Below are 20,791 nucleotides of genomic sequence, written 5' to 3' on the forward strand. Positions count from 1 at the left end.
GCTATAACGTGTGCAATAGCAGGACGCAACAGCACTTTCGGAAAAATTGATGCTCTCTCCCGCAGATAACCCCGTTGGTAACGCCGCAAGTATCCGCGCCGAACCGCTGGTTTCGCTCGACAATRTCGGCATTCGTCGCGGCGGTCGCTGGCTGGTGCGCGGTGTGGATTTCTCCGTGTCGCGCGGCGAAATCGTTACGCTGATCGGCCCGAACGGCTCCGGCAAGTCGACCAGCGCCAAGGCTGYGATCGGCGTTTTGAAGCCGGATGAGGGCAGGGTGACGAAAAAGACCGGCCTCAAGGTCGGCTATGTACCGCAGAAGCTTGCGGTGGACTGGACGCTGCCGCTTTCGGTGCGCCGGCTGATGACGCTGACCGGGCCTCTGCCCGAGGCCGATATCATGGTGGCACTCGAAGCATCAGGCATGGCGCATATGCTGGATGCACAGGTACAGCATCTCTCGGGCGGCGAATTCCAGCGGGCGCTGATGGCACGCGCCATTGCCCGCAAGCCCGATCTTCTCGTTCTCGACGAGCCCGTGCAGGGTGTGGATTTCGCCGGCGAGATCGCGCTTTACGAACTTATCAAGTCGATCCGCAATACCACCGGCTGCGGTATCCTGCTGATCTCGCACGACCTGCATGTCGTCATGGCGGAGACGGATACCGTCATCTGCCTCAACGGCCATGTCTGCTGCCGCGGCACGCCGCAGGCGGTGAGCCAGAGCCCGGAATATGTGCGCCTCTTCGGCAGCCGCGCGGCGCCGACGCTTGCAGTCTACAGCCATCACCACGACCATACGCATCTGCCCGACGGGCGCGTTCTGCATGAGGACGGTTCGGTAACGGACCATTGCCACCCTGACGATGGCCATCATCATGAGCACGGGCATGACCATGCTCACGACCATCACGACGGGCATGCGCATGCCGAGGCCCATGCTCACGCCCATTCCCACTCCCAAAGCGGGGAGGGCCGCCATGCTTGACGATTTCTTCGTGCGCGCAATCCTGGCTGGCGTCGGTCTGGYGCTGACAACAGGGCCGCTGGGCTGCTTCATCATCTGGCGGCGCATGGCCTATTTTGGCGATACGATTGCCCATTCGGCGCTGCTTGGCGTCGCACTGTCGCTGCTCTTCGATTTCAACCTGACACTGGCCGTCTTCGTCGTCGCCGCTGCCGTCTCGATCCTGCTGCTCCTCCTGCAGAAGCGTCAGGCGCTGTCGGCCGATGCGCTGCTCGGCATTCTCTCACATGCGACGCTGGCGATCGGCCTCGTCATGGTCGCCTTCATGTCCTGGGTGCGCATCGATCTCATCGCCTTCCTGTTCGGCGATATCCTGGCAGTCTCGACCACGGATATCGCGATGATCTGGGGCGGCGGCATTCTGGTGCTAGTGGCGATCGCCTGGCTGTGGCGGCCGTTGCTTGCAGCCACCGTCAATCCGGAACTGGCGGAGGCCGAGGGCCTGCAGCCGGAGCGGGCGCGGCTGTTCTTCATGCTACTGATGGCCGTCGTCATCGCCATTGCCATGAAGATCGTCGGCATCATGCTGATCACCTCGCTGCTGATCATTCCGGCGGCAGCGGCGCGGCGCTTCTCCTCGACGCCAGAACGGATGGCGGTTCTCGCCTCGCTGATCGGCGCAGTCGCAGTCGTCGGCGGGCTCTTTGGCTCGCTGACTTATGACACGCCATCCGGGCCGTCGATTGTCGTCGCCGCTCTCATTCTCTTCATTCTGAGCCTGCTTCCCGCCTGGCGCGGGCGCAGGGACCTGCAAGGACAAGGCTCATGAACGCACCTCAACTCACCCGCAACCAGTCACTCGTTTTCGATGTGCTCGAAAAGGCCGAGGGACCGCTCAGCGCCTATACGATCCTCGACAAGCTGCGCGACCAGGGTTTCCGCGCGCCTCTGCAGGTTTACCGGGCGCTGGAAAAGCTGCTCGAATTCGGCGTGGTGCATCGGCTCGAGAGCATCAACTCCTTCGTCGCCTGCGCCCATCCCGGCGAGGACTGCCACAGCCATGGCATCGTCGCTTTCGCGATCTGCGAAAGCTGCGGCCAGGTGATCGAGTTCCACGACCATGAGGTGGATCACCGCCTGATGGGCTGGGTGCGCAGCCAAAAATTCAAGCCGGCGAAGACGACGATCGAAATCCGCGGCACCTGCGAGGCCTGTGCTGCGTGAACCGACAGCAACAGCAGGGCATTTGGCCTTTGCTTAGTGGACTGTCCCTTCGTCGGGGCGGCTAAATCGGGCCTGTCCGACCATCTTGATCGCTTCGGCGATGCGGTTTGCGACTTCGTCCGGATCGCCGGAAATGGTCTCGTAATTCTGCAGCAGGTCGGCAAGGTTTTCCATCGCCTGCGAGAGGCTGCCACCTTGCCGGCTGGCGAACGGTGAGGAAAGATGGAGCGTGTCGCTGAGCTTATGCAGCAGCTGCTCGATCTCGTCCCTCGTCATTTCATCGATTCCCTTTGTCTTGGACACGACCGCACCAACGATTCTAGAGGCCGACTGAAATGCAATTGCTAATCACTTGCATTAGCAAAGCATAATTGAGAATTATTCGCAACTGAATACGAATATTTCGAAACTGAAATCAGCAGTCCTGTCAGATCGGGCGTCTGAACGGGCAGGGGCTTTGCAACACGCCTTCCCGCCTTATCTCCCATGCCGTCTACAACGGCATGAGGAGGCCGGACGCGGAATGGATGTCGCCAATGCAGCAATCTACCGTTTTCTCGAAGCGCCGGATGAATGGGGAAGGCCGGAGGAGCCGGTAACACCGCAGGAGGTCGAGGGCTTCGAACATTCAGAGGGTGTGGCGTTGCCGGATGCGCTCAAACAATACTGGCAGCGCTACGGCGGGCGGCAGTTCAACAGCAAAACGGTCTTCAGCTTCCAGACGAAAGCCACGTTCCCGAACGGCAAGCGAAAGAGGGTGGATGTCGGCGTGGTTGCCGATCCACGCACCATGATCGAAGCGCGGCAGCGCTACATGGACCCGCTCTATGGAAATTCCGGTCCGCGGCTGCCCGCGGCACTCTACCCGCTCACCTTCGACGCCGGCTACGGGCATTGCCTGCTGGACCTCAATGCGCACAGCTATGGCCGCATTCTCTACATCGTCATAAAGGCGAAGACCTTCGGCGATCGGGGCTATGGGTGGGAACAGATCGGCCACGTCGCGGATGATTTCGAGACATTCCTCACCGGCCTGACTCCAAGTCGTCTGTGAGGGGCATCCAGCCTATGCTTCCGAGGGAGCGAGTGCTGCAAGATGTAGCAGATCCTCGTTTTCCTCGGGCACATCCTCCGCAAGTCGGGCGGCGGCGATGACCGGCAGCCAGGTGAAGATTTCGTCCGGTGTCAGTTCGGCCGCCTTCGCATAGGTGACGACATAGGCTTCGGCGATCGCCGGAAGCACACGACGCATCAGGAGATAGGTGCGGCAGACATCGGCGGCCGGATTGCCGCTGCAGGCGTCCAGCCAGTCGACGATCATGGCGTCGTCGCCGGAGCCCAGGATATTCCAGGGATGGAAGTCGCCGTGGCAGACCCTGTCGTCATCTGGCAGGGCGGCAAGCGCCAGAAGCAACCGGTCGCGCAGGTCCGGTGTTAGAGGTTCGGCGCGCTCGATATTTGCCGACAGTCTTGATTTCAATGAGGGAAGGCCGGTGCCGGGCTCGCGGTGCAGGCACTGGTGGAGTGCTGCCATCTCCTTGATGGCTGACAGCGGCGGCTCCGGCAACATCTCGTCGGCAAGGCTTCTGCCGATTGCGCGATCCATCAGCAGGCCCCAGCGCCCATGATAGTCGCCGACGACGTGGACCCTGGGCGCGGGCAGGGAGAGCCGTTCGACGATCGCCAGATTGGCGGCCTCGCGGAAGGCCGGGGCCTTCGGGCGGCCGGGCCTGTAGAGCTTCAGGGCCAGCCTGCCATGTTCATAGACTTCCGCTTCCTTACCGGCGCCGAGCAGACGGCCAATTTCGCTCATGTCGGGCTCCCATTTCCTAGGGTGTGTTTCAAACGATGTGGTGCTCATTTCCGTGGCGGAAAGAGGGATGATGATGCGTCGATTGTTGCGGCTGCGGAGACACTGTGTCTGCGCTGGCAGGCTTTATCCGGCGCGCTAGCCGTGGATGATGGCGGCGAAACAGGGCCATTGCTGATATGCATGGCCGAGAATGGGGGCGTCATGACCATCAACAATAGAAGCTCAGATGCGATCGCCTGCTGTGGCGAGGAAATCCTGTCGCGCGAGCTGCTGCTGAGCGGCACATTCGCAAACCTGATTGCCGGGGAGGCGCCGTCGCTCAAACTTCTCAGCGACGAGGAGCGACAGGCATCTCTCGCATCGATACTTGCGGAGCGGCCGGCGGGCGATGTCTGGATTTTCGCCTATGGTTCGCTGATCTGGAATCCGATCATTCTCAGCGTCGAAAGCCGGAAAGCCCGTATCGAAGGCTGGCGCCGCTCCTTTTGCCTTGCCACAACGTCCGGGCGGGGTTCGCCCGACAATCCAGGTCTCGTGCTCGGCCTTGATGCGGGCGGAGCCTGCGATGGCGTCGCGCTGCGGCTGCAGGAAGAGGATCTTCTGCACGAACTCGAGCTGCTGTGGCGGCGGGAGATGGTGGCCGAGGCCTATATTCCTCGGTGGGTCGACCTTCTCGATGAAGGGGGTATCCGCTTTGGAAGCGGCATCACTTTCACCATGAACCCGCTCGCAAATACCTATGCCGGCGGGCTTTCCCGCGAGGCGACTATTCAACGGCTTGCGACGGCTTCGGGCAGCATCGGCAGTTCGGCCGACTATCTGTTTCGCACGCGTGAGGGCTTGAGGGCGCTCGATATGTGGGACGAGTTTCTGGACGAGCTCGCCATCGAGGTGGAGGAAGCGCAGCGCAGGCTGCAGCAATTGCCTGCCGACGAGCGTTGATCCGCCGTCGTGCCGAAGGCTCCGCTGGCATAGCGGAGCCTTCGGAGGCTGCTTTGTCGATCAAGCGGCGGCGCGTTCGGCGGGCGGACGGCGGCGCAAGCTCGCGGTCTGGATCGCCGGGGTCTTGTAGTTGGCTTCCAGCGGACCGGTTTCGGTGCCGGATGGTACGATTGCGTCGATGGCATCGAGCAGTTCGTCGCTCAGACGGACTTGCGCGCCGGCCAGGAGATCATCGAGCTGTTCCATGGTGCGCGGCCCAAGGATCGCCGATGTGACACCCGGGTGGGCGATGACGAAGGCAAGCGCCATATGGGTGAGCGAGATGCCGGCACCTTCCGCGAGCGGGATGAGCTGCTCGACGGCATCGAGGCTGTTTTCATTCGACATCTGCTTGGGGAAATAGGCAACGCGGGTGCTGTCCGGCTGGGCAGCGCCACGGCGGTAACGGCCGGTGAGCATGCCCATGGCAAGCGGGCTCCAGACCAGCGCACCCATGCCGTAAYGTTCGAGCGTCGGCAGGACCTCACGTTCGATGCCGCGATGCAGGATGGAGTAGGGCGGTTGCTCGGTGCGGAAGCGGGCGAGGCCACGCTTTTCGGCCACCCATTGTGCCTCGACGATATCGGAGGCGGGGAAGGTGGAGGAGCCGATGGCGCGGATCTTGCCTTCGCGCATCAGGTCGGTCAGGGCCGAAAGCGTTTCCTCTATATCGGTATCGGGGGCGGGGCGGTGCATCTGGAAGAGGTCGATATAATTGGTCTGCAGGCGGCGCAGCGAATCTTCGACGGCGCGGTAGATCCAGCGGCGCGAGCTGCCCTGCTGGTTCGGATCCTGGCCCATCGGGATGAAGCATTTGGTGGCGAGCACGATGTTGTCGCGCCGGCCTTTCAGCGCCTTGCCGACGATCTCCTCGGATTCGCCATGGCTATACATGTCGGCGGTATCGATGAAGTTGATGCCGGTATCGAGTGCCTTGTGAATGATGCGGATGGAATCGTCGTGATCGGCATTGCCGATGGCGCCGAACATCATGGCGCCAAGGCAATAGGGGCTGACCATGATGCCGGTGCGGCCAAGGGGACGGTATTGCATCTTCGTTTCCTCTTTTAATCTGAGCTGCCCGTGAGGGCAGGCTTGAACCTGCGCTGCCCGCGAGGGCAGGTTTTGAATCTGTCAAAAGCCCTGACGGACAGGCTTTGCTGTTGGCAAAGTCCTGGCAAACAGGGTATAAGGGCGCATCCGGAACGCGGTTCCGTTTATACGGAACAATGTTCCGTTTTGCAAGAGGTGTTGATGTGACTGACGGGACGGACAGCCCGGGCGAGGCGCGCGAGGCTGATAGCGGCCATGAAAGGCCGGTGCGCGCGGATGCGCGGCGCAACCTCGATCTGCTGCTGAAAGCTGCCCTGGCGGTGTTTGCGACCTCGGGCGTGGATGCGCCGGTGCGTGAGATTGCGGAAAAGGCGGGCGTGGGCGTCGGCACTGTCTATCGCCATTTTCCGCAGCGCTCGGATCTCATCAAGGCGGTCATGCGCAACGAGGTGGATGCCTGCGCCGATGCGGCAGTGACGCTTGCCGCCGAGCATGAGCCCGGCGAGGCGCTCTCGCTGTGGATGCAGCGTTTTGCTGATTTCATCATGGCCAAGCGCGGCCTTGCTGCAGCACTGCATTCCGGCGACCCGGCCTATCAGGCGCTGCCGGTCTATTTCGATCAGCGCATGATCCCGGCATTGCAGGGCCTGCTGGATAGAGCCGTTGCAGCGGGAGCAGCGCGCGGCGATGTCGAGGCGAGCGAACTCATCCGCGCCGGCGCACAGCTTTCCAATCTCGGGCAGGGGGATGATCCGGCCAAGACCCGGCGGATGATTGCGCTGCTGGTGGATGGGCTGCGTTATGGGGCTGACGTGAAGGGCTGAGGTTTCTTTGCCCGCCGCGTTAGGCGGCTGCGGTCTTCGCCTTCGGTTTCAGCAGGATGATCAGCAACAGCCCGGCGATGATGAGGGCCGCACCTTCGAGGTGATAGGTCTGCAGCTTCTCGCCGAGGATCAGGTAGGCGAGTACGGCGATGAAGATCGTCTGGACGTAGAGGAGCACGCCGGCGCGGGCGGCTCCAAGAGCCTCGATGCTGCGATTGAAGAGATAATACATGAGCGCGCCGCCAGGGATCGCGACATAGGCGAGCGCTATGAGGCCGCTCGTATTCAGCGTCGTGCGTTCGTCGGAGGCGAGTTCGTAGAGATAGAAGGGCAGTGCGGTCAGCGCAGCGGCGCCGAGCAGCAGGACGAGCAGGGCAAGGCGGTTCAGATCGAATTTCGCCCGGCGCAGCAGCACGGTGTAGAGGCTGAAGCAGAAGGCGCCGGCGACGATCCAGAGTTCGCCGGGATTGAGGTCGAGGCGCAGAAGTGCTGCCGGACTGCCCTTGACGATGATGACGACGATACCGAGGAAGGCGAGGATCGAGCCGGCCACCTGCCAGCTTCCCATCGGCTCTGCCAGCATCAGGCGGGCGAGGATCATGGTGATGATCGGGATCAGCGCGATGATGATGCCGGCCGTGGTGGCATCGGCATGTTCGAGGCCGACAAAGATCAGGCCCTGACAGACGGCCAGTCCCATGCCGCCGATGAAAAGCAGTTCCAGGCCGCGCGCCCGGACCAGCGCTAGCATCTCGGAAAAATGGTGGCGCACGATCGGCAGCAGGATCGCGAAGGCGATGAGCACGCGCCAGAAGCAGAGCGCCCAGGGCGGCATTTCCGTCGAGACCCATTTGGCGGCGATATAGATGCCGGCCGACAGGAGCCAGCAGAGCACGCCCACGGAATAGGCCCCTGCAAGCGAACCGCCTGCCGCCTGTTCCGTCCCGACAGTATCACGATGGACTGCCAAGACATGTATCGCCATCGGCTAGTTATGCCACAGTTTCCGGGCGCCGCACAGGTGAGGTTACCGTCGCAATAAGCGGTAAGATCAAGGCCTATCCATCGACGCCGAAGATGATTGCGAGCGCGCGGTTCTCATCGATGTCGTGCAGGCGGGCGAGGTCTGCGACGGATTGATGTGCCTCGGCCTCTATGCCCTTTTCCCGGAGCTTTGCGATGAGCTCTGCATATGACTGCCCGGTGACATCAGCAAGAGCCGAGAGCGGGGCATAGATCAGCGCCTGTTCGATCGGCCGCTCCAGCTGCGGCCCGGTGATCTGCCCCCAGCTGAAGACGGAGGCGATAAGCACGATCATGAAAACGGCAATGCTGTAGCGGCCCCATCGTGCCTTCAGATGCGACTTGAAGGGCTTGATGTTCGCGACGATGTGACCGATGGCGCCTGCCACGAAGAACCAGGAAAACCATTGGTGAACGACGGTCATCAGGCCTCGTTCCCACTCGAAGAACATCATGACGCCCGTACCTGCCATTAGCAGGAAGGAGCCGATCGTCAGCGGTGTCGCCCAACTGCGTGTCGTGAGCCTAGCGGCCATCGGAGCCACTCCGGATGATCGTGTCGACCGGCCTGATCGCCAGGCGCGGTTCTGCCGCGCCGGCACCGCACATCCGTGCGCCGGTTGAGATTTCCTGTGCCATATCCGCTCCATTGTGTGTATAATGCACATATATCAGGAGCGGAAAACGCCGTCAACAAATATGTGTAAAGCGCACATATCTGGTGGCTGCGGAAGACCGATAGACAGGGCGATGGAGGATGCGGGGCTGCATAGCCCCGGCCGATTTACGATCGAGCGCGGCTTGCGGTCGTCGCCGAAATCGCCGTCAGCGTTTCCGCATCGCGGCCATAGATGTCGTCGAAATAGTGGATGACGCCATCGTCGGTCGGCCATGCGGTGAAATAGGAGACATAGACCGGAACCTGTTCCGGAACCGGCATATCCTTCTTGGCGCCGTCCGCGATCTGCTGATCGACGAACTCGACCGAGGTTTTCAGGACTGCGGCTGCCATCGCCTTCGGGTTTTCCAGGCGCACACAGCCATGGCTGAACATGCGGTCCTGCGAGGCGAATTTACCGCGGGCGGGGGTGTCGTGCATGTAGATGTCGTGCGAATTCGGGAAGAGGATCTTCAACTGGCCGAGCGCATTGTCCGCTCCGGGCGGCTGGACGACGCCGATATTTTCGAGCGGCTGCGACCAGTCGACCTTGGCGGACGGCATCGTCTTGCCCTTGACCGAGACCACATAGCCTTCCTTGTCCAGATAAGCGGGGTCGCGCTTCAGGTGCGGCAGCATCTCGTTGCGGATGATCGATTGCGGCACGCCCCAGTCGGGGTTGAATTGGACCGTCTTGATCGAGGCGTCGAAGAAATTCGTCTGGTGGTCCTGCTGGCCGATCACGGCCTTCATCGACAGCGTCAGCGTGCTGTTTTCATAATAGTAGGCCATGTAGGCCGGCTGGTTGATGAAAACATATCGCTCCGGGAATTCCTGCGGCAGCCAGCGCATTTCCTCCATTGCCACGATCACCTTGTTGATGTTGGCGGCGCTATCGCCGCCCTGGCCTGAGGTGCGCAGGTAGTGCAGCTCGGCGGCGAGCTGGGCGAATTTCGGGTTGCTCGGCAGCAGGCGGTCGAAGACCACCATCAGATCAGGCGTGGCCGAGAGCTGGGCGATCGTGCCCTTCAGATCGACCGGCTTGCGCTTGAAATCATAATAGTTCGACAGCTTGTTGGGATCGATGCGGCCCCGGAAATTGTCCTGAAGGAACATCAGCATCTTGGCCGAGAGGGAGACTTCGAACTCGGACAGCGACTTCGCATCCGATCTCTGAGGAGGGGCAACGGCATAGTCGCCGGCATTCAATCCCCAGTCGTCGGCCTGTTTCAGAAGGCTGAGCGCCTGTGCTGCCTTGGGGGTAGGCCCCCTGCCATCGATCCAGATGAGCTTTGCCTTCGGCTGGGCGTAATAGGCTTCGATCGCATCGGCGATGTCATTGTTCATCGAGACCGACAGTCCGCCCATTTCGTTCAACACCTTGGCCTGATTGCCGCTGGCGGAATCAAAGAGCGCAGACAGCGAGGAGCTCGTATCCTGCCTGGAAATATGGGCCGGCCGGCGGGCGGGGACCGTGTAGCCGATTCTTGGGCTGGCCTGTGTGACCGGCGGTGCCGGCTGCGGCTCGGCGCGCACGGCAATTGCACTTCCCGAGAGCACCAGCAGGCCGGCAAGCGGTGCGATCCAGCGGGAAGATGTTCTCAGTGGCATTCTGATGTCCTCGAAACCTGATAAAAAATACTGTCGCGGCGCGTATTCAGTCCGCATGGGCAGCCCGTCCAGGGTGAAGCCTGACTAGAACGCCAACATTCGGGCAGAAGATGGGCGTAGAGCGTTTCTGGCAAGCCCATAGAGAACAGAAGCCGTTGGAAGGAAATCACTTTTTCGGCAGCACCGAGCGGCCTGGATACCGGGCAGGCAGCGGCATCATTATGATGGCGGCGGAATCGGCATAAGCTTGGGTCCCGCCGCCGGAGGCCGCGGCGACCATGACAGCACGGCTATTGCCAGTTCCGGCGGCGTTCGAGCTCGGCCTCGGACGGTTGATCAGACACGAACGAGCCTGCCTGGACTTCGCCGTTCCGCTCATAGGTCGCGACGATGACGCCGGTGCTCGACACCGCCGATCTCGTGAGCTTGAGGGCGCCAGGTGCCGCGCCGCCGCCCTCGAACAGCCGTTTGCCCTTGCCGAGAAGCAGCGGGAAGGTCAGCACCGTCATTTCGTCGATCAGGTCGTTGGCAAGCAGGGTCTGGATGAGATTGCCCGATCCCTGGATCAGCAGGTCCGGCCCGTTCTCCTGCTTGATTTTTTGTAGTGCCGCGATGACGTCAGGTCCGAGCGCCTGCGAATTCTGCCAGGTGRGGGCTTCAGGCCGGTGCGTCGCGACATATTTGGTTGCGGGATTGAAGGCGTCGGCGATCGAATCTTTCTGATAGGGCCAGTAGGCGGCGAAGATGTCGTAGGTCTTGCGGCCGAGCAGCAGCGCAAAGGGCTTTGCGAAGAGCACGCCGATCACGCCGCCCAGCGCGTCGTCCCAGCAGTGGAATACCCAGCCGCCGAACCTGAAACCGTTGACGGGATCCTCTTCAGGGCCGCCGGGTGCCTGCATGACACCGTCGAGGCTGACGAATGTCGAGGCGATGATCTTTCTCATGGATGCTTCTCCTCTTGGTGATCCTGCTAGTAGGGCCGGATCTCGGCCTAAGGACGAAGAAGGGAACATCGCACCGACAAATTCCGCAGAAATTTATAGGAGACTTGCCTGTCCGCACATGCGAGTTTCATTGCGCGTTATTGCTGGAACTCGAGGGTGAAAATGCCTGATGTGACACGACATCTCATCGACAGAGGCGACGGGGCAAGTGTGGAGCTTTTTCAAGCTCAGCCTGAGAGCAAAACGCCTGCAGGAGCCATCCTGTTCGTCCACGGCAATCAGGGCGGCCGTCTCATTGGCGCGAAAGAGGCCGTCGATACCGGTACGCTGCTCCGGTTCTGTGCCGGTTTGAATATCACCGCGGCGGCAGTCTCGCAGCCGGGCTTCGGGGCTTCTGATGGACCGGCGGATTTCTGTGGTCCGAACACCCAGCGGGCGATCATGGCCGCACTCTCCTTCCTGCGGGAGCAGCCTTGCGTCGACCCTGGCCGCATCCTTCTCTATGGCAACAGCCGGGGAGCGGTCGCCTCGGCCATGGTCGCAGCCCAGGTTCCCGATCTCAGAGCCGTCATTCTGCGCAGCGGTATCTACGATCTCAAAGCTGCCTATGAGGCCAGTTGGGAAGGTTTGCGGCGGGCGATCGAGCAGGAAGCGGGCCTGTCGAGCGAAGCCTTCCTGGCCCGCTCGGCCCTGCATCACGCACCGAAAATCCGGGCGGAAACCTTGCTGCTGCACGGAAGGCTCGATGAGCGTGCTCCCGTTGTCCAGGCCGAACGGTTCTCGGATGCGCTGTCGGATGCCGGAGTGCCGGTCATGCTCCACGTCTTCGAATGCGGGCACCACATTCCCCGGGAATATGCGCAGGCGGCGCAGCGCTCCTTTCTGCAAAGGATGTTCGATCCGGTTGTGACATATCATTAAGCCGGTGAGCGGCTCGCTCAGCCCAGGCTGCGGAGGTAGGCGCAGAACATGTCGGCCATGGCGTCTGCGAAGGCCGAGATCTCGCTCTCGTTGTGCGCTGTTTCCGAAAATTCCTTTCCGACCGTGCTCATCGTCGTCGTGACCAGGTCTCCGGCCATGGTGCGGATTGCGTCCGATGCATCGGGCAGCGCTTCCCGCATGAACTGCTCGACAATGGGGTCGCCGGCCTGCCGTGCCTCCTGGGCTTCGGGGGCGTCGCGATAGAGAGGTGCCGCGTCGTTCAGCGCCACACGGACGGCGGCTTCCTCGCATTCTGAGCGAATGAAGGTGTGGACGAGCGATCGTAGCCGGTCGAGGGGCGGGCGGGCGGTGTCGTTCAAGACTTCGCCCAGCAAATGGGAGGTCTGCCGCCATTCGTCGCTCTGGAGCCGGAACAGGATGGCCGCCTTGTTGGGGAAATATTGATAGAGCGAGCCGACGCTGACGCCGGCTCTTTCAGCCACCCTGGCGGTCGTGAAACGCTGTGCGCCTTCCTGCGCCAAAACCTGAACAGCAGCTTGCAGAATGGTGTTTACGAGCTCATTAGAGCGCGCCTGTCTGGGCGATTTTCTCGAAGAAATTCCGTGACTTGGGCGATCGGCCATCGAGGTGTTCCGCAAATGCGATTAGCGAATGCGACGGATTATTCGTATTTTCATTTCGAAAGCAAGCCATCTCGACATGAAGGATTTCTCTGATGAACACCCTCGCAAGCGCACCGCTCGCGCCGCTTCTCGATCAACTGTTTGCCGAGGCCGACAAAGCCACCAGCCCGGCCATGGCTGCGCTCTCCCGCGACGAGCGGGAACGGCTCATGCACAGCAAGACCGAATATCTCGATTTCTACGGACGCATGAAGGACCTGTGGCTGCCGGTTTCCCGCCAGACGGGAGAGCTGCTCTACATGCTGGCGCGCAGCACCGATGCCAGGACCATCGTGGAGTTCGGTACGTCCTTCGGCCTTTCGACGCTTTATCTTGCAGCGGCCCTCCGCGACAATGGCGGCGGGCGGCTGATCAGCAGCGAATTCGAGGTTTCGAAGGTTGCGCGGGCTCGCCAGAACCTCGTCGAAGGCGGCCTTGCCGATCTCGTCGAAATCCGGGAAGGCGATGCGCTCAAGACATTGAGCACCGATCTTCCTGACAATATCGACCTGCTTCTGCTTGACGGAGCGAAGTCGCTTTATCCTGAGGTTCTGGCATTGGTCGAAGGCCGGCTTCGGCCCGGTGCGCTCGTGATCGCCGACGATGCCGATTACTGCCCCCAATATCTGGATCATGTCCGTTCGCCCGCAGGTGGATACATGTCCACGCCGTTTGCCGACGACATCGAGCTGTCGATGCGCGTGGCCTGACTTCGACTACTTCCCGCACAACACCCTAACGTCAACACGGGCTGCCCGATGGGGTGCCCGCAATGGAGATCGCAGCAATGCACATATTCGTAACGGGCGCGACCGGCTGGGTCGGCACCGCCATCGTCGAGGAACTGGTCCGCGCCGGTCACAAGGTCAGCGGGCTTGTCCGTTCGATCGAAAAAGCCAAGGCCATTGCGGTCATCGGCGCAAGACTCGTTCCGGGATCGCTGGATGATCTCGACCTTCTCGGCGAGACGGCCGCCAAGGCTGATGCAGTGATCCATACCGCCTTCAACCATGACTTCTCGAAGTTTCTCGACAATGCCGCACAGGACGAGCGCGCGATCCATGCGCTCGGAAGCGCGCTTGCCGGATCGGATCGTCCGCTCATCGTCACATCAGGCCTGCTGGGCTTTCCGCTCGGTGCAACGGAAGCGGATCTGCCAAACCCGGCATCTCCTCGCAAATCGGAAGTTGCCGCCCGCACACTTGCCGGGCAGGGGATACGCGCGGCCACGGTGCGTCTTGCCCCGAGCGTACACGGTATCGGTGACTATGGTTTCGTCCCGATCCTCGTGCGCATCGCCCGAGAGACCGGCGTATCCGCCTATCCGGATGACGGAAGGAATTGCTGGTCGGGCGTGCACCGGCTGGATGCCGCACGCCTCTATCGGCTGGCGCTCGAAAGCGGGGTGACCGAAGCCGCCTATCATGCCGTCGCCGACGAGGCAGTGCCGTTCCGAGAGATCGCCGAGGTGATCGGACGCCAGCTCGGCCTGCCGGTGGAGTCTCGCCCCCGCGAACATTTCGGCTGGTTTGCCAATATGGCGGCGACGAACATGGCGGCCTCCAGCGCCCATACACGCTGGTTGCTCGGCTGGCAGCCGACGTGCCGAGGCCTGATCGATGATCTCGATCAGCCCGGCTATTACGCGCGCTAGAGGATTTCCGTTTTCTCCGAACTAAGGAAACCCTCTATCTGTTTGTTTTCACATAATTTCCGGCACAAATCCGCCGGACAATTTTGCCGGAATTGCTCCAGCTTCGGTGAATGATTTCAGTGGCCGCCCATCGGCTGCCCCTCAGGCTGGCCGGGCGGGCGGCGGACGTAAAAGGATGCCACCACGGCCGCCAGCGAAATCAGCGCGCCGACGAAGAAGGCGGATTGCATGCCGCCGACGGTTGCCGTAGCGGCATCTGTCTCACCTTGAGTCAGGATGCCGGCGCGCCAGGTCATGATGGCGACGTAGAGCGTGGTGCCGGCGGCACCGGCGACCTGCTGGGTGGTGCCGATGATGGCGCTGCCGTGGGAATAGAGTTTCGGCGGCAGGGAGCCGAGGCTGACGGTGAAGAGCGGCGTGAACATCAGGGCAAGGCCGATGCTGAGGACGATGTGGATGGCGAGCACCACCCAGACCGGGGTCGTCGTGGAGATGAAGGTCAGGCTCCACATCACGCCGCTAAACAGTATGGCGCCGGGGATGACGAGGCGGGCAGGCCCATAGCGGTCGAAAAGGCGGCCGACGAAGGGGGCACAGAGGCCCATGATCAGCCCGCCGGGCAGAAGCAGCAGACCGGTCGTGAGTGTCGTCTGGCCGAGCACCGAGAGCAGATAGATCGGCAGCAGGATAAAGACGCCGAACATCGACATCATCAGGATCGCCATCATGCCCGCGGCAATGGTGAAGGTCGTCGTCTGCAGGGTGCGCAGGTCGAGCAGCGCCTTTTCGTATTTCTGAAGATGGATCTGCCGCCAGATGAAGATGGCGATGACGGCGGCGCCAGCGACGAGCATCACGCGGGGATCGAGAGGTGTCACGCCGGCTTCGGGGGCACCGAGTTCGCTGACGCCGAAGACGAAACTGCCGAAGCCGATCGCCGAGAGCACGACAGAAAGGATATCGAGCGGCGCCTTTGATGGGACGGTAACGTTCTCGATTTTCGAGGCGCCGAGGGCAAGGGCGGCCAGCGCGATCGGCAGCACCAGCAGGAAGAGCCAGCGCCAGTCGAGCGAGGAGAGGATGAGGCCTGATATCGTCGGGCCGATCGCCGGCGCCACTGAAATGACGATCGAGATATTGCCCATCGTCTTGCCGCGCGAATGCGGTGGCACGAGGTTCATGATCGTGGTCATCAGGAGCGGCATCATGATCGCCGTGCCGGATGCCTGGACGATGCGGCCGATGAGCAGTACCTGGAAACCGGGCGCGAGAGCGGAAACCAGCGTGCCGGCGGAAAAGAGCGACATGGCGAGAATGAAGACCGGCCGCGTGTTCAGCCGCTGCAGCAGATAGCCGGTAACGGGGATGACGACGGCCATGGTCAGCATGAAGGCCGAGGTCAGCCACTGGGCGGAGCTCGCCGGAATCTTCAGATCCGTCATCAGATGCGGGATCGCCACACCCATGATGGTTTCGTTGAGGATGACCACGAAGGCGGAGACGAGCAGCAGGCCGATCACCAGCCTGTTGCGGGCGCTATGGTCCTCGACCGGCAATTCGGCCTGTTCTTCGATCTCTGAAAGCAAGGGTTCACTGGTCATGGCGTTCCTATATCCATATCTGAAAGAAGGAGTTCTGCCTTAAGACGAAAGTGCCGGGCTAATTGCGACACCGGGTATGCGTATTTCCTATGTCTTTATGCTGTCGCTGGGATGCAAGGCGATTTGTAGCGGGCGCATGGAAATTGGGTGTGTTTATGAGGGAAGAGGCTGCTTTGTTGGCTTTTTACAACGCAGCAATAGGGGATATCCCGCGGCACGACGTAAAAGACGACATCCCGCATCGGCATCACTGCGCCGCGGGCAATCCCCATTCTTCCAGCGAAAATGCTTCGGCTGGCAAGCGCATCTCCGAGAGAGCGACAGGGCGGCGGCGGAATGATGTGGCCGTGTAAGGGAAAGCCAGATTCATCCCGCTGATATCAAGCTTGAGCGGCAGCCCGTCGCCTGTGAGGCACTCGCTGTTTCCGGCATCGTCAACTCCCGGCATCAGATCAAACCATTCGCAGGTCTCGCCGAGGATGGTTTCGCTCTTGCCGAGCGAGACCTTTCCGGTTGTCTCATCGAATTTGAGAGAGGCAGAGCCATCGGCTGCCGGACGTCCGGCCGTGAGCCTGCGATAGCTGCCAGACTGCTGATAGGAAATGCCCTGAGCCTCGTCGAGTATGTTCCAGATCTTGATGCGAACAGAGCCTCCACGGTCCCGCTTTTCCCAAAAGTGCCAGGGATAATGCCGCAGCAAGCGGATCGTCGAGCCGCCGACGCTTTCCAGCGCGATGTCGAAATCGGGCTGGGAAGGATCGGTACTGTGGCTGCGGATCGGTCTCAGCCAGAATTCCGGGGTCAGGATCTCCGATGGCGGGTAGATCTCTTCGGGAGCGACGGTGCGGCGGTCCAGTCTGGCGAGGCGGGTGTGATAGATCGGCGCGTCGTTCGGCGTCAGCAGCTTTGTTTCGATAACAATGCCGTCGTCGGTGATGCAGTTCTGCTCGCGCGCAATGAACGTTCCTGATGAGGGCGGGTTGCTCGCCGTTTCGCGCCACATGCAGTTTTCGCCGGCGACGTTTGAAACCTCGGCGAGCGCCTGAGGCGTTTCGGCTTTCGCGGTATCCGGTTTGCGGTAGAGAAGAAGAAGCTCCAGGAAGGTCACCTCGCCATCCGCCTGCCTGCTCCAGCGCAGGACGGGGCTGTCCCTGTCCGGTCCGAAGCCGATGCTGGCCCGGTCGTCGCGCAGCGTCTCGCTCAGAAACATGCCGTCGTGATGGATAATGGTGACAGTCGGATCAACCGGCTTGCCGTCCTTGTCGAGCGCCTGCATGACGGCGACGTAATCCGGCTGGATCGGGGCGGCATTGAGATCCGACTGCGCGACTGCGACCTCCGCGAGGGCCATGCAGGCGATTGCGCCGATGATTGCTGCTGTCTTCATTGCTTCTCGGATGTTTCAGCCTGCGCGCATCATCGCGCCGCCGGCAGCAGATGACGGTTTTTCCGAGAAAATCAATGCGGTCTGTGCCTTTTGCCTCAATGGACGCCCATCAATGGACGCCCATCAATGAACGATGGTCAACGCGGCGATACCAGCCTCGTCTGCGGCGCGCAAAAACGCCTCCCGGAATTGTTCCGGGGCAACGTCTCCACAGATGGCGTCGATGCAGGCTTTGACGGCGATCATATATTCCTCGCCATCATCGAAAGGCCAGTCCCGGATCAGCAGGTATGCGGCATCGCCGAGCGTACGCACGACAGTGTGCGTCTCCCGACCGCGCAAAACCAAGCCGACCGGCGCGAATGCCGATGACGTGTTCCAGCTCATTGTCCTCGACCCCTCAAGGCACGGAGATTGAGACCCTCGAACACACTATACGCGTGAATTATGAAATTCGGAGTTGCGGAATRCGTGAATGTTGATCACGTGACTTATTTGCCGCGGCAAAAGAAAGGGCGCTCCACGACTCATGTCGGAGCGCCCTGTGGCTGCGTCGGCTTCAGGTGCGGCGGAGGCCGACGGCAGGCCTGATCAGAAGACTGCATTTGGAACGAAATGGCAACGCCCGGCACCGGACCTGCGCCCGCATGCGGCCTCTGATCCACAGTGTTTCCACAGCTTATCCACAGGCGCGGTCCGATCTCCCCCAACGCTTTCAACGACATATGTCTGAAAGCGATCGGGCTGCTCCAGATGGGTGATGTTACCGCCCGATGACACCGGGAATATCTTCCGGGCAACTGCCCCTAAAGGCCACAATGCCCGGCTATTGTGGCCCTCCCTCCTTGAGCGCTGGGCGGCGGACGCTCGGAGGTGGGAGGCGGCAGGCGTGCATGAGGGCCTGCCGCCTTCATCGACCTATTCCAGCAAATCGGGGGTCCAGGGGGAATGCGAAGGTAAGCCGGGGCTCACGTCGTCGCAAATAAAAAGGACCCGCTCACTTGGAGCGGGCCTCAGGGGTGCCCGGAGTCGGACGGGCATCGGCAAAAAAACGGTCGATCAGATAAAGGCCGCGGCATCGACGGTCCAGGCGTCCGACATCCTCGACGTCGCAAAGGTGCCGTCGTTTGAGGGACGGGCGTGCTGACGGACGGCAGCGTCGAGCAGGGCGGCAAAGGCTGCCAGGCTGATCTTGTCGGCGCGAAGCATCTGGCGGATCAGCGGATCTTTCAGCATTTCCGATGGGGTCATCTCGTGCATGGTTATCCTCCAGTGACTGGTTTTCCGACGCTTGCGGCATCTTAAATCCCTATTGCTATGAATGCATGTCGCGGCGATGGCGAAAAGACGGCAATCGAGGTTCATTCGGGCTAGCTCCAATGTGGCATTGGCCTGCCATTTTATCGGATGCTACCGTAGCGGCTGGAAATGAGCCGCAGCGGAGGATGGGCATATGGAAGCAAGAATGTTCGATGAGATCATGGTGGGACTGGCCGCGCTTGAGGCCGAGATTGCCGCGATCAATGCCCGTCCCCTGCCGCTCCTGGATTTGAAGTATGCGCAGGCTCAACTGAAAGCCAGGCCCCCGAAGGTTCGCAAGCGTCTCGGCAAGACGAGAACCACGAAACCGAACGCGTGACGACGGCTTTGGCAACGCAATTTTGACCATGAACGGACTTTCTGACGTTCACTCACATTTTGCTGATTGCATGTGTACGGGAAAGCCGCTTTTCTTGACCTCCGCACCTCTAATTCAGAGATATCCTGACCGCTATGAACCGCTACGATATCGAGCGTCGGACCGACGACGACTGGACTGTGATCGACCGACTGACGGGTGCACCCGTGCCGCATCTGCCGCAAAAAGTGGGAAGCAGACTTGAAGCCCAGGCGCTTGCCGATTTCCGCAACCGGCTGGCCATCCCGCAACAGGAGCGCATTCGCTCCCGCCTCGATACGCTGCGGCTCGCCTGGCAGGCGCTGACGGGAAAGCGGACGCGTTAAAGCGTGTCGCAATCGCTACCGGCGGCCGAGGCACAAAAAGGCCCGCCGAAGCGGGCCAAATTATTGGGAAATAACAGGCCGGATCGCACGACGCGCCTTGTGGTGCATGGTTCTATCAGATGAAGCGCGCAGTACAGTCCGCATGCCAGACTGAGGTCGACGCCAAAAGTTCCCGGCGCTGATGACTATTTCTGCGGCTGTCTCGCTGGCTCGGCTGATGTCGAAGTCGCGCCGTCACCAGCGAAGGATCTTTCGGCCCAGCAGGAAGCCGGCTGCCGTCGCGACCAGGATGCCGATCGAATACCATGTCGCCAGAAACAGCGGGCTGTCGTCGGGGCAGTGCCAGGCATAGATGGCGGCTGCAATGCCGCCGGCGGCAAGGCCTGCCACCGCGCCGGCCGTGCCCGGATTTTCCGGAGCACCCTGGCGGATCGAATAGAGGATGGCGGCAAGCGGGGCGATTGAAAGGGTCGGCACGAAGAACAGGCAGAAGGCCGAGAAATGGCCCTCCATACGGCTCCCCCAGTCCGCCTGCGGCACGACGAAGAATTCGGTGACGATGCCGATGACGAGGACCGCCAGTGGCAGCACAAGCGCCATCGCCGCGGAGCGTAGCGAGAGCCCCGGTTTACCGATCCGGAAGGCGAGGCGTGTGGCGGTGACGGCGAGCAGAAGGGTGATGCCGAGTTTGAAGAGAACGCGCGGGGTCTCGATCATGTCGGCCATGTTTCTGCGGATGCCGATGGTCGAGATGAGCAGGACGGCGGAGATCACAACGCCGATCACGAGCGCGATCAGGAAGACGCGGCCGAAGCGGAGGCGGACGCGCGCATCCTTTGCCAGCATGTTGATCAGGTCATCCGTTTTCACGCGTGTTGCTCCGATAGAGGGCCGCCAATCCTTTGAGCGCCCTGTGCAGCGCCACTCGCACGGCGCCTTCCGTCATCTGTAGTCTCTCGGCCGTTTCCCTGATACCGGCGCCGCCGAGCGAGATCGACCGGACGATTTCGCGCTGCGGGTCGCGCAGACCGTCCAGCATGCGGTCGACATCGATGCGATCGGCTCCGTCTTCCTGATGGTCGGCCTCCAGCGTTTCCATCACATCCTCGATCGGCACGCTGACATGGCGGCCACGCCGGCGCAGGCTGTCGATCAGCTTATTGCGCACGATGGTCGACAGCCACGGGCCGATCGGCCGGGATGTATCCCAGGTCGCGCGCTTCAGGTGAACTGCCAGCAGCACTTCCTGCACCACGTCCTCCACCTCGCTCGGCGGGGCACCGAACTGGTCGCAGCGCCTGCGCGCGATAGACCGGAGGTAGGGTGTGACGGCCTTCAGGAAACGGTCATAGGCCGTTGCGTCGCCGGCCATTGCCGCGCGCATCCAGGCCGCCCATTCCTCTTCGCGGGCCGAATATTTCATCCGCTACTCACCTCTACGCA

The 20,791-nt window shown here is 61.5% G+C and carries 25 protein-coding genes; 11 read left to right on the top strand and 14 right to left on the bottom strand.

Annotation, left to right across the window (positions count from 1 at the left end; all coding sequences use genetic code 11):
* The first annotated feature begins 49 nt into the window (after nt 1-49).
* The 3 genes from AC1D35_RS01240 to AC1D35_RS01250 are packed head-to-tail and all read left to right on the top strand — an operon-like array spanning nt 50 to nt 2,191.
* Nucleotides 50-988: an ATP-binding cassette domain-containing protein gene (locus AC1D35_RS01240; RefSeq protein ID WP_477938177.1), complete on the top strand. Its 939-nt coding sequence runs from the start codon at nt 50-52 to the stop codon at nt 986-988.
* Nucleotides 981-1,796, top strand: a complete 816-nt coding sequence (gene znuB / locus AC1D35_RS01245; protein WP_477938178.1) for a zinc ABC transporter permease subunit ZnuB — start codon at nt 981-983, stop codon at nt 1,794-1,796. The genes AC1D35_RS01240 and znuB overlap by 8 nt, the downstream gene beginning before the upstream one ends.
* Entirely contained in the window at nt 1,793-2,191 is a 399-nt protein-coding gene (locus tag AC1D35_RS01250) for a Fur family transcriptional regulator (RefSeq protein WP_113299316.1), read from the top strand. The genes znuB and AC1D35_RS01250 overlap by 4 nt, the downstream gene beginning before the upstream one ends.
* A gap of 33 nt (nt 2,192-2,224) precedes the next feature.
* Here the strand turns inward: AC1D35_RS01250 and AC1D35_RS01255 are convergent, their stop codons facing one another.
* On the bottom strand, nt 2,225-2,467 hold the full coding sequence (locus AC1D35_RS01255; protein ID WP_113299315.1) for a hypothetical protein: 243 nt from the start codon (nt 2,465-2,467) through the stop codon (nt 2,225-2,227).
* Nucleotides 2,468-2,714: 247 nt separating this feature from the next.
* Here AC1D35_RS01255 and AC1D35_RS01260 point away from each other — a divergent pair, with 247 nt between their 5' ends.
* Nucleotides 2,715-3,245, top strand: coding sequence for an SMI1/KNR4 family protein (locus AC1D35_RS01260; RefSeq protein WP_113311097.1), 531 nt, complete (start codon nt 2,715-2,717; stop codon nt 3,243-3,245).
* 12 nt (nt 3,246-3,257) lie between these two features.
* Here the strand turns inward: AC1D35_RS01260 and AC1D35_RS01265 are convergent, their stop codons facing one another.
* Nucleotides 3,258-4,004: an aminoglycoside phosphotransferase family protein gene (locus AC1D35_RS01265; protein ID WP_113311096.1), complete on the bottom strand. Its 747-nt coding sequence runs from the start codon at nt 4,002-4,004 to the stop codon at nt 3,258-3,260.
* Between the two features lie 201 nt (nt 4,005-4,205).
* Here AC1D35_RS01265 and AC1D35_RS01270 point away from each other — a divergent pair, with 201 nt between their 5' ends.
* Nucleotides 4,206-4,946 carry a gamma-glutamylcyclotransferase gene (locus tag AC1D35_RS01270; RefSeq protein ID WP_113311176.1) on the top strand — a complete coding sequence of 247 codons (741 nt, stop codon included), beginning with the start codon at nt 4,206-4,208 and terminating at the stop codon, nt 4,944-4,946.
* A 60-nt stretch (nt 4,947-5,006) separates the two neighbouring features.
* Here the strand turns inward: AC1D35_RS01270 and AC1D35_RS01275 are convergent, their stop codons facing one another.
* A complete protein-coding gene (locus tag AC1D35_RS01275; protein WP_477938179.1) occupies nt 5,007-6,038 on the bottom strand; it encodes an aldo/keto reductase in 1,032 nt (343 codons plus the stop codon).
* Nucleotides 6,039-6,241: 203 nt separating this feature from the next.
* On the opposite strand from AC1D35_RS01275, the gene AC1D35_RS01280 reads away from it, so the two are divergent.
* Entirely contained in the window at nt 6,242-6,862 is a 621-nt protein-coding gene (locus AC1D35_RS01280; protein WP_113299384.1) for a TetR/AcrR family transcriptional regulator, read from the top strand.
* A gap of 19 nt (nt 6,863-6,881) precedes the next feature.
* Here AC1D35_RS01280 and AC1D35_RS01285 read toward each other — a convergent pair whose 3' ends face one another.
* The 4 genes from AC1D35_RS01285 to AC1D35_RS01300 all read right to left on the bottom strand — a co-directional run bounded on the left by AC1D35_RS01285 (nt 6,882) and on the right by AC1D35_RS01300 (nt 11,098).
* Nucleotides 6,882-7,847 carry a DMT family transporter gene (locus AC1D35_RS01285; protein ID WP_113311094.1) on the bottom strand — a complete coding sequence of 322 codons (966 nt, stop codon included), beginning with the start codon at nt 7,845-7,847 and terminating at the stop codon, nt 6,882-6,884.
* Nucleotides 7,848-7,920: 73 nt separating this feature from the next.
* Nucleotides 7,921-8,421, bottom strand: a complete 501-nt coding sequence (locus tag AC1D35_RS01290) for a DUF4405 domain-containing protein (protein ID WP_162748604.1) — start codon at nt 8,419-8,421, stop codon at nt 7,921-7,923.
* 248 nt (nt 8,422-8,669) lie between these two features.
* Nucleotides 8,670-10,154 carry a L,D-transpeptidase family protein gene (locus tag AC1D35_RS01295; RefSeq protein WP_113311092.1) on the bottom strand — a complete coding sequence of 495 codons (1,485 nt, stop codon included), beginning with the start codon at nt 10,152-10,154 and terminating at the stop codon, nt 8,670-8,672.
* 290 nt (nt 10,155-10,444) lie between these two features.
* Nucleotides 10,445-11,098 (bottom strand): dihydrofolate reductase family protein, encoded by a 654-nt coding sequence (locus AC1D35_RS01300; RefSeq protein WP_477938180.1) that lies wholly within the window; start codon nt 11,096-11,098, stop codon nt 10,445-10,447.
* Between the two features lie 162 nt (nt 11,099-11,260).
* On the opposite strand from AC1D35_RS01300, the gene AC1D35_RS01305 reads away from it, so the two are divergent.
* Nucleotides 11,261-12,019, top strand: a complete 759-nt coding sequence (locus AC1D35_RS01305; protein WP_477938181.1) for an alpha/beta hydrolase family protein — start codon at nt 11,261-11,263, stop codon at nt 12,017-12,019.
* A gap of 17 nt (nt 12,020-12,036) precedes the next feature.
* Here AC1D35_RS01305 and AC1D35_RS01310 read toward each other — a convergent pair whose 3' ends face one another.
* Complete coding sequence (locus AC1D35_RS01310; protein ID WP_477938182.1) at nt 12,037-12,663, bottom strand: TetR/AcrR family transcriptional regulator; 627 nt, start codon at nt 12,661-12,663, stop codon at nt 12,037-12,039.
* A gap of 92 nt (nt 12,664-12,755) precedes the next feature.
* On the opposite strand from AC1D35_RS01310, the gene AC1D35_RS01315 reads away from it, so the two are divergent.
* Nucleotides 12,756-13,412 carry an O-methyltransferase gene (locus tag AC1D35_RS01315; protein ID WP_477853684.1) on the top strand — a complete coding sequence of 219 codons (657 nt, stop codon included), beginning with the start codon at nt 12,756-12,758 and terminating at the stop codon, nt 13,410-13,412.
* Nucleotides 13,413-13,489: 77 nt separating this feature from the next.
* Nucleotides 13,490-14,356, top strand: a complete 867-nt coding sequence (locus AC1D35_RS01320; protein ID WP_477938183.1) for an SDR family oxidoreductase — start codon at nt 13,490-13,492, stop codon at nt 14,354-14,356.
* A 116-nt stretch (nt 14,357-14,472) separates the two neighbouring features.
* On the opposite strand, the gene AC1D35_RS01325 is transcribed toward AC1D35_RS01320, so the two are convergent.
* From AC1D35_RS01325 to AC1D35_RS01340, 4 genes are all read right to left on the bottom strand, one after another.
* Nucleotides 14,473-15,957, bottom strand: coding sequence for a DHA2 family efflux MFS transporter permease subunit (locus tag AC1D35_RS01325; protein ID WP_477853687.1), 1,485 nt, complete (start codon nt 15,955-15,957; stop codon nt 14,473-14,475).
* Between the two features lie 247 nt (nt 15,958-16,204).
* Nucleotides 16,205-17,344 (bottom strand): hypothetical protein, encoded by a 1,140-nt coding sequence (locus AC1D35_RS01330; RefSeq protein ID WP_477853689.1) that lies wholly within the window; start codon nt 17,342-17,344, stop codon nt 16,205-16,207.
* A gap of 123 nt (nt 17,345-17,467) precedes the next feature.
* A complete protein-coding gene (locus tag AC1D35_RS01335) occupies nt 17,468-17,731 on the bottom strand; it encodes a DUF982 domain-containing protein (RefSeq protein WP_113299301.1) in 264 nt (87 codons plus the stop codon).
* A gap of 672 nt (nt 17,732-18,403) precedes the next feature.
* Entirely contained in the window at nt 18,404-18,604 is a 201-nt protein-coding gene (locus AC1D35_RS01340) for a hypothetical protein (protein ID WP_113311085.1), read from the bottom strand.
* Nucleotides 18,605-18,809: 205 nt separating this feature from the next.
* Here AC1D35_RS01340 and AC1D35_RS01345 point away from each other — a divergent pair, with 205 nt between their 5' ends.
* Entirely contained in the window at nt 18,810-18,983 is a 174-nt protein-coding gene (locus AC1D35_RS01345; protein WP_477853691.1) for a hypothetical protein, read from the top strand.
* A 134-nt stretch (nt 18,984-19,117) separates the two neighbouring features.
* Nucleotides 19,118-19,348 carry a hypothetical protein gene (locus AC1D35_RS01350; protein WP_113299298.1) on the top strand — a complete coding sequence of 77 codons (231 nt, stop codon included), beginning with the start codon at nt 19,118-19,120 and terminating at the stop codon, nt 19,346-19,348.
* Between the two features lie 234 nt (nt 19,349-19,582).
* Here the strand turns inward: AC1D35_RS01350 and AC1D35_RS01355 are convergent, their stop codons facing one another.
* Both AC1D35_RS01355 and AC1D35_RS01360 read right to left on the bottom strand, forming a co-directional pair.
* Nucleotides 19,583-20,218, bottom strand: a complete 636-nt coding sequence (locus tag AC1D35_RS01355; protein WP_477853693.1) for an NrsF family protein — start codon at nt 20,216-20,218, stop codon at nt 19,583-19,585.
* Nucleotides 20,205-20,771, bottom strand: a complete 567-nt coding sequence (locus tag AC1D35_RS01360; protein ID WP_113311083.1) for a sigma-70 family RNA polymerase sigma factor — start codon at nt 20,769-20,771, stop codon at nt 20,205-20,207. Before AC1D35_RS01360 ends, AC1D35_RS01355 begins: the two co-directional genes overlap by 14 nt.
* Nucleotides 20,772-20,791 lie beyond the last annotated feature (20 nt).

The organism is Rhizobium sp. P1_E6 (assembly GCF_056405875.1).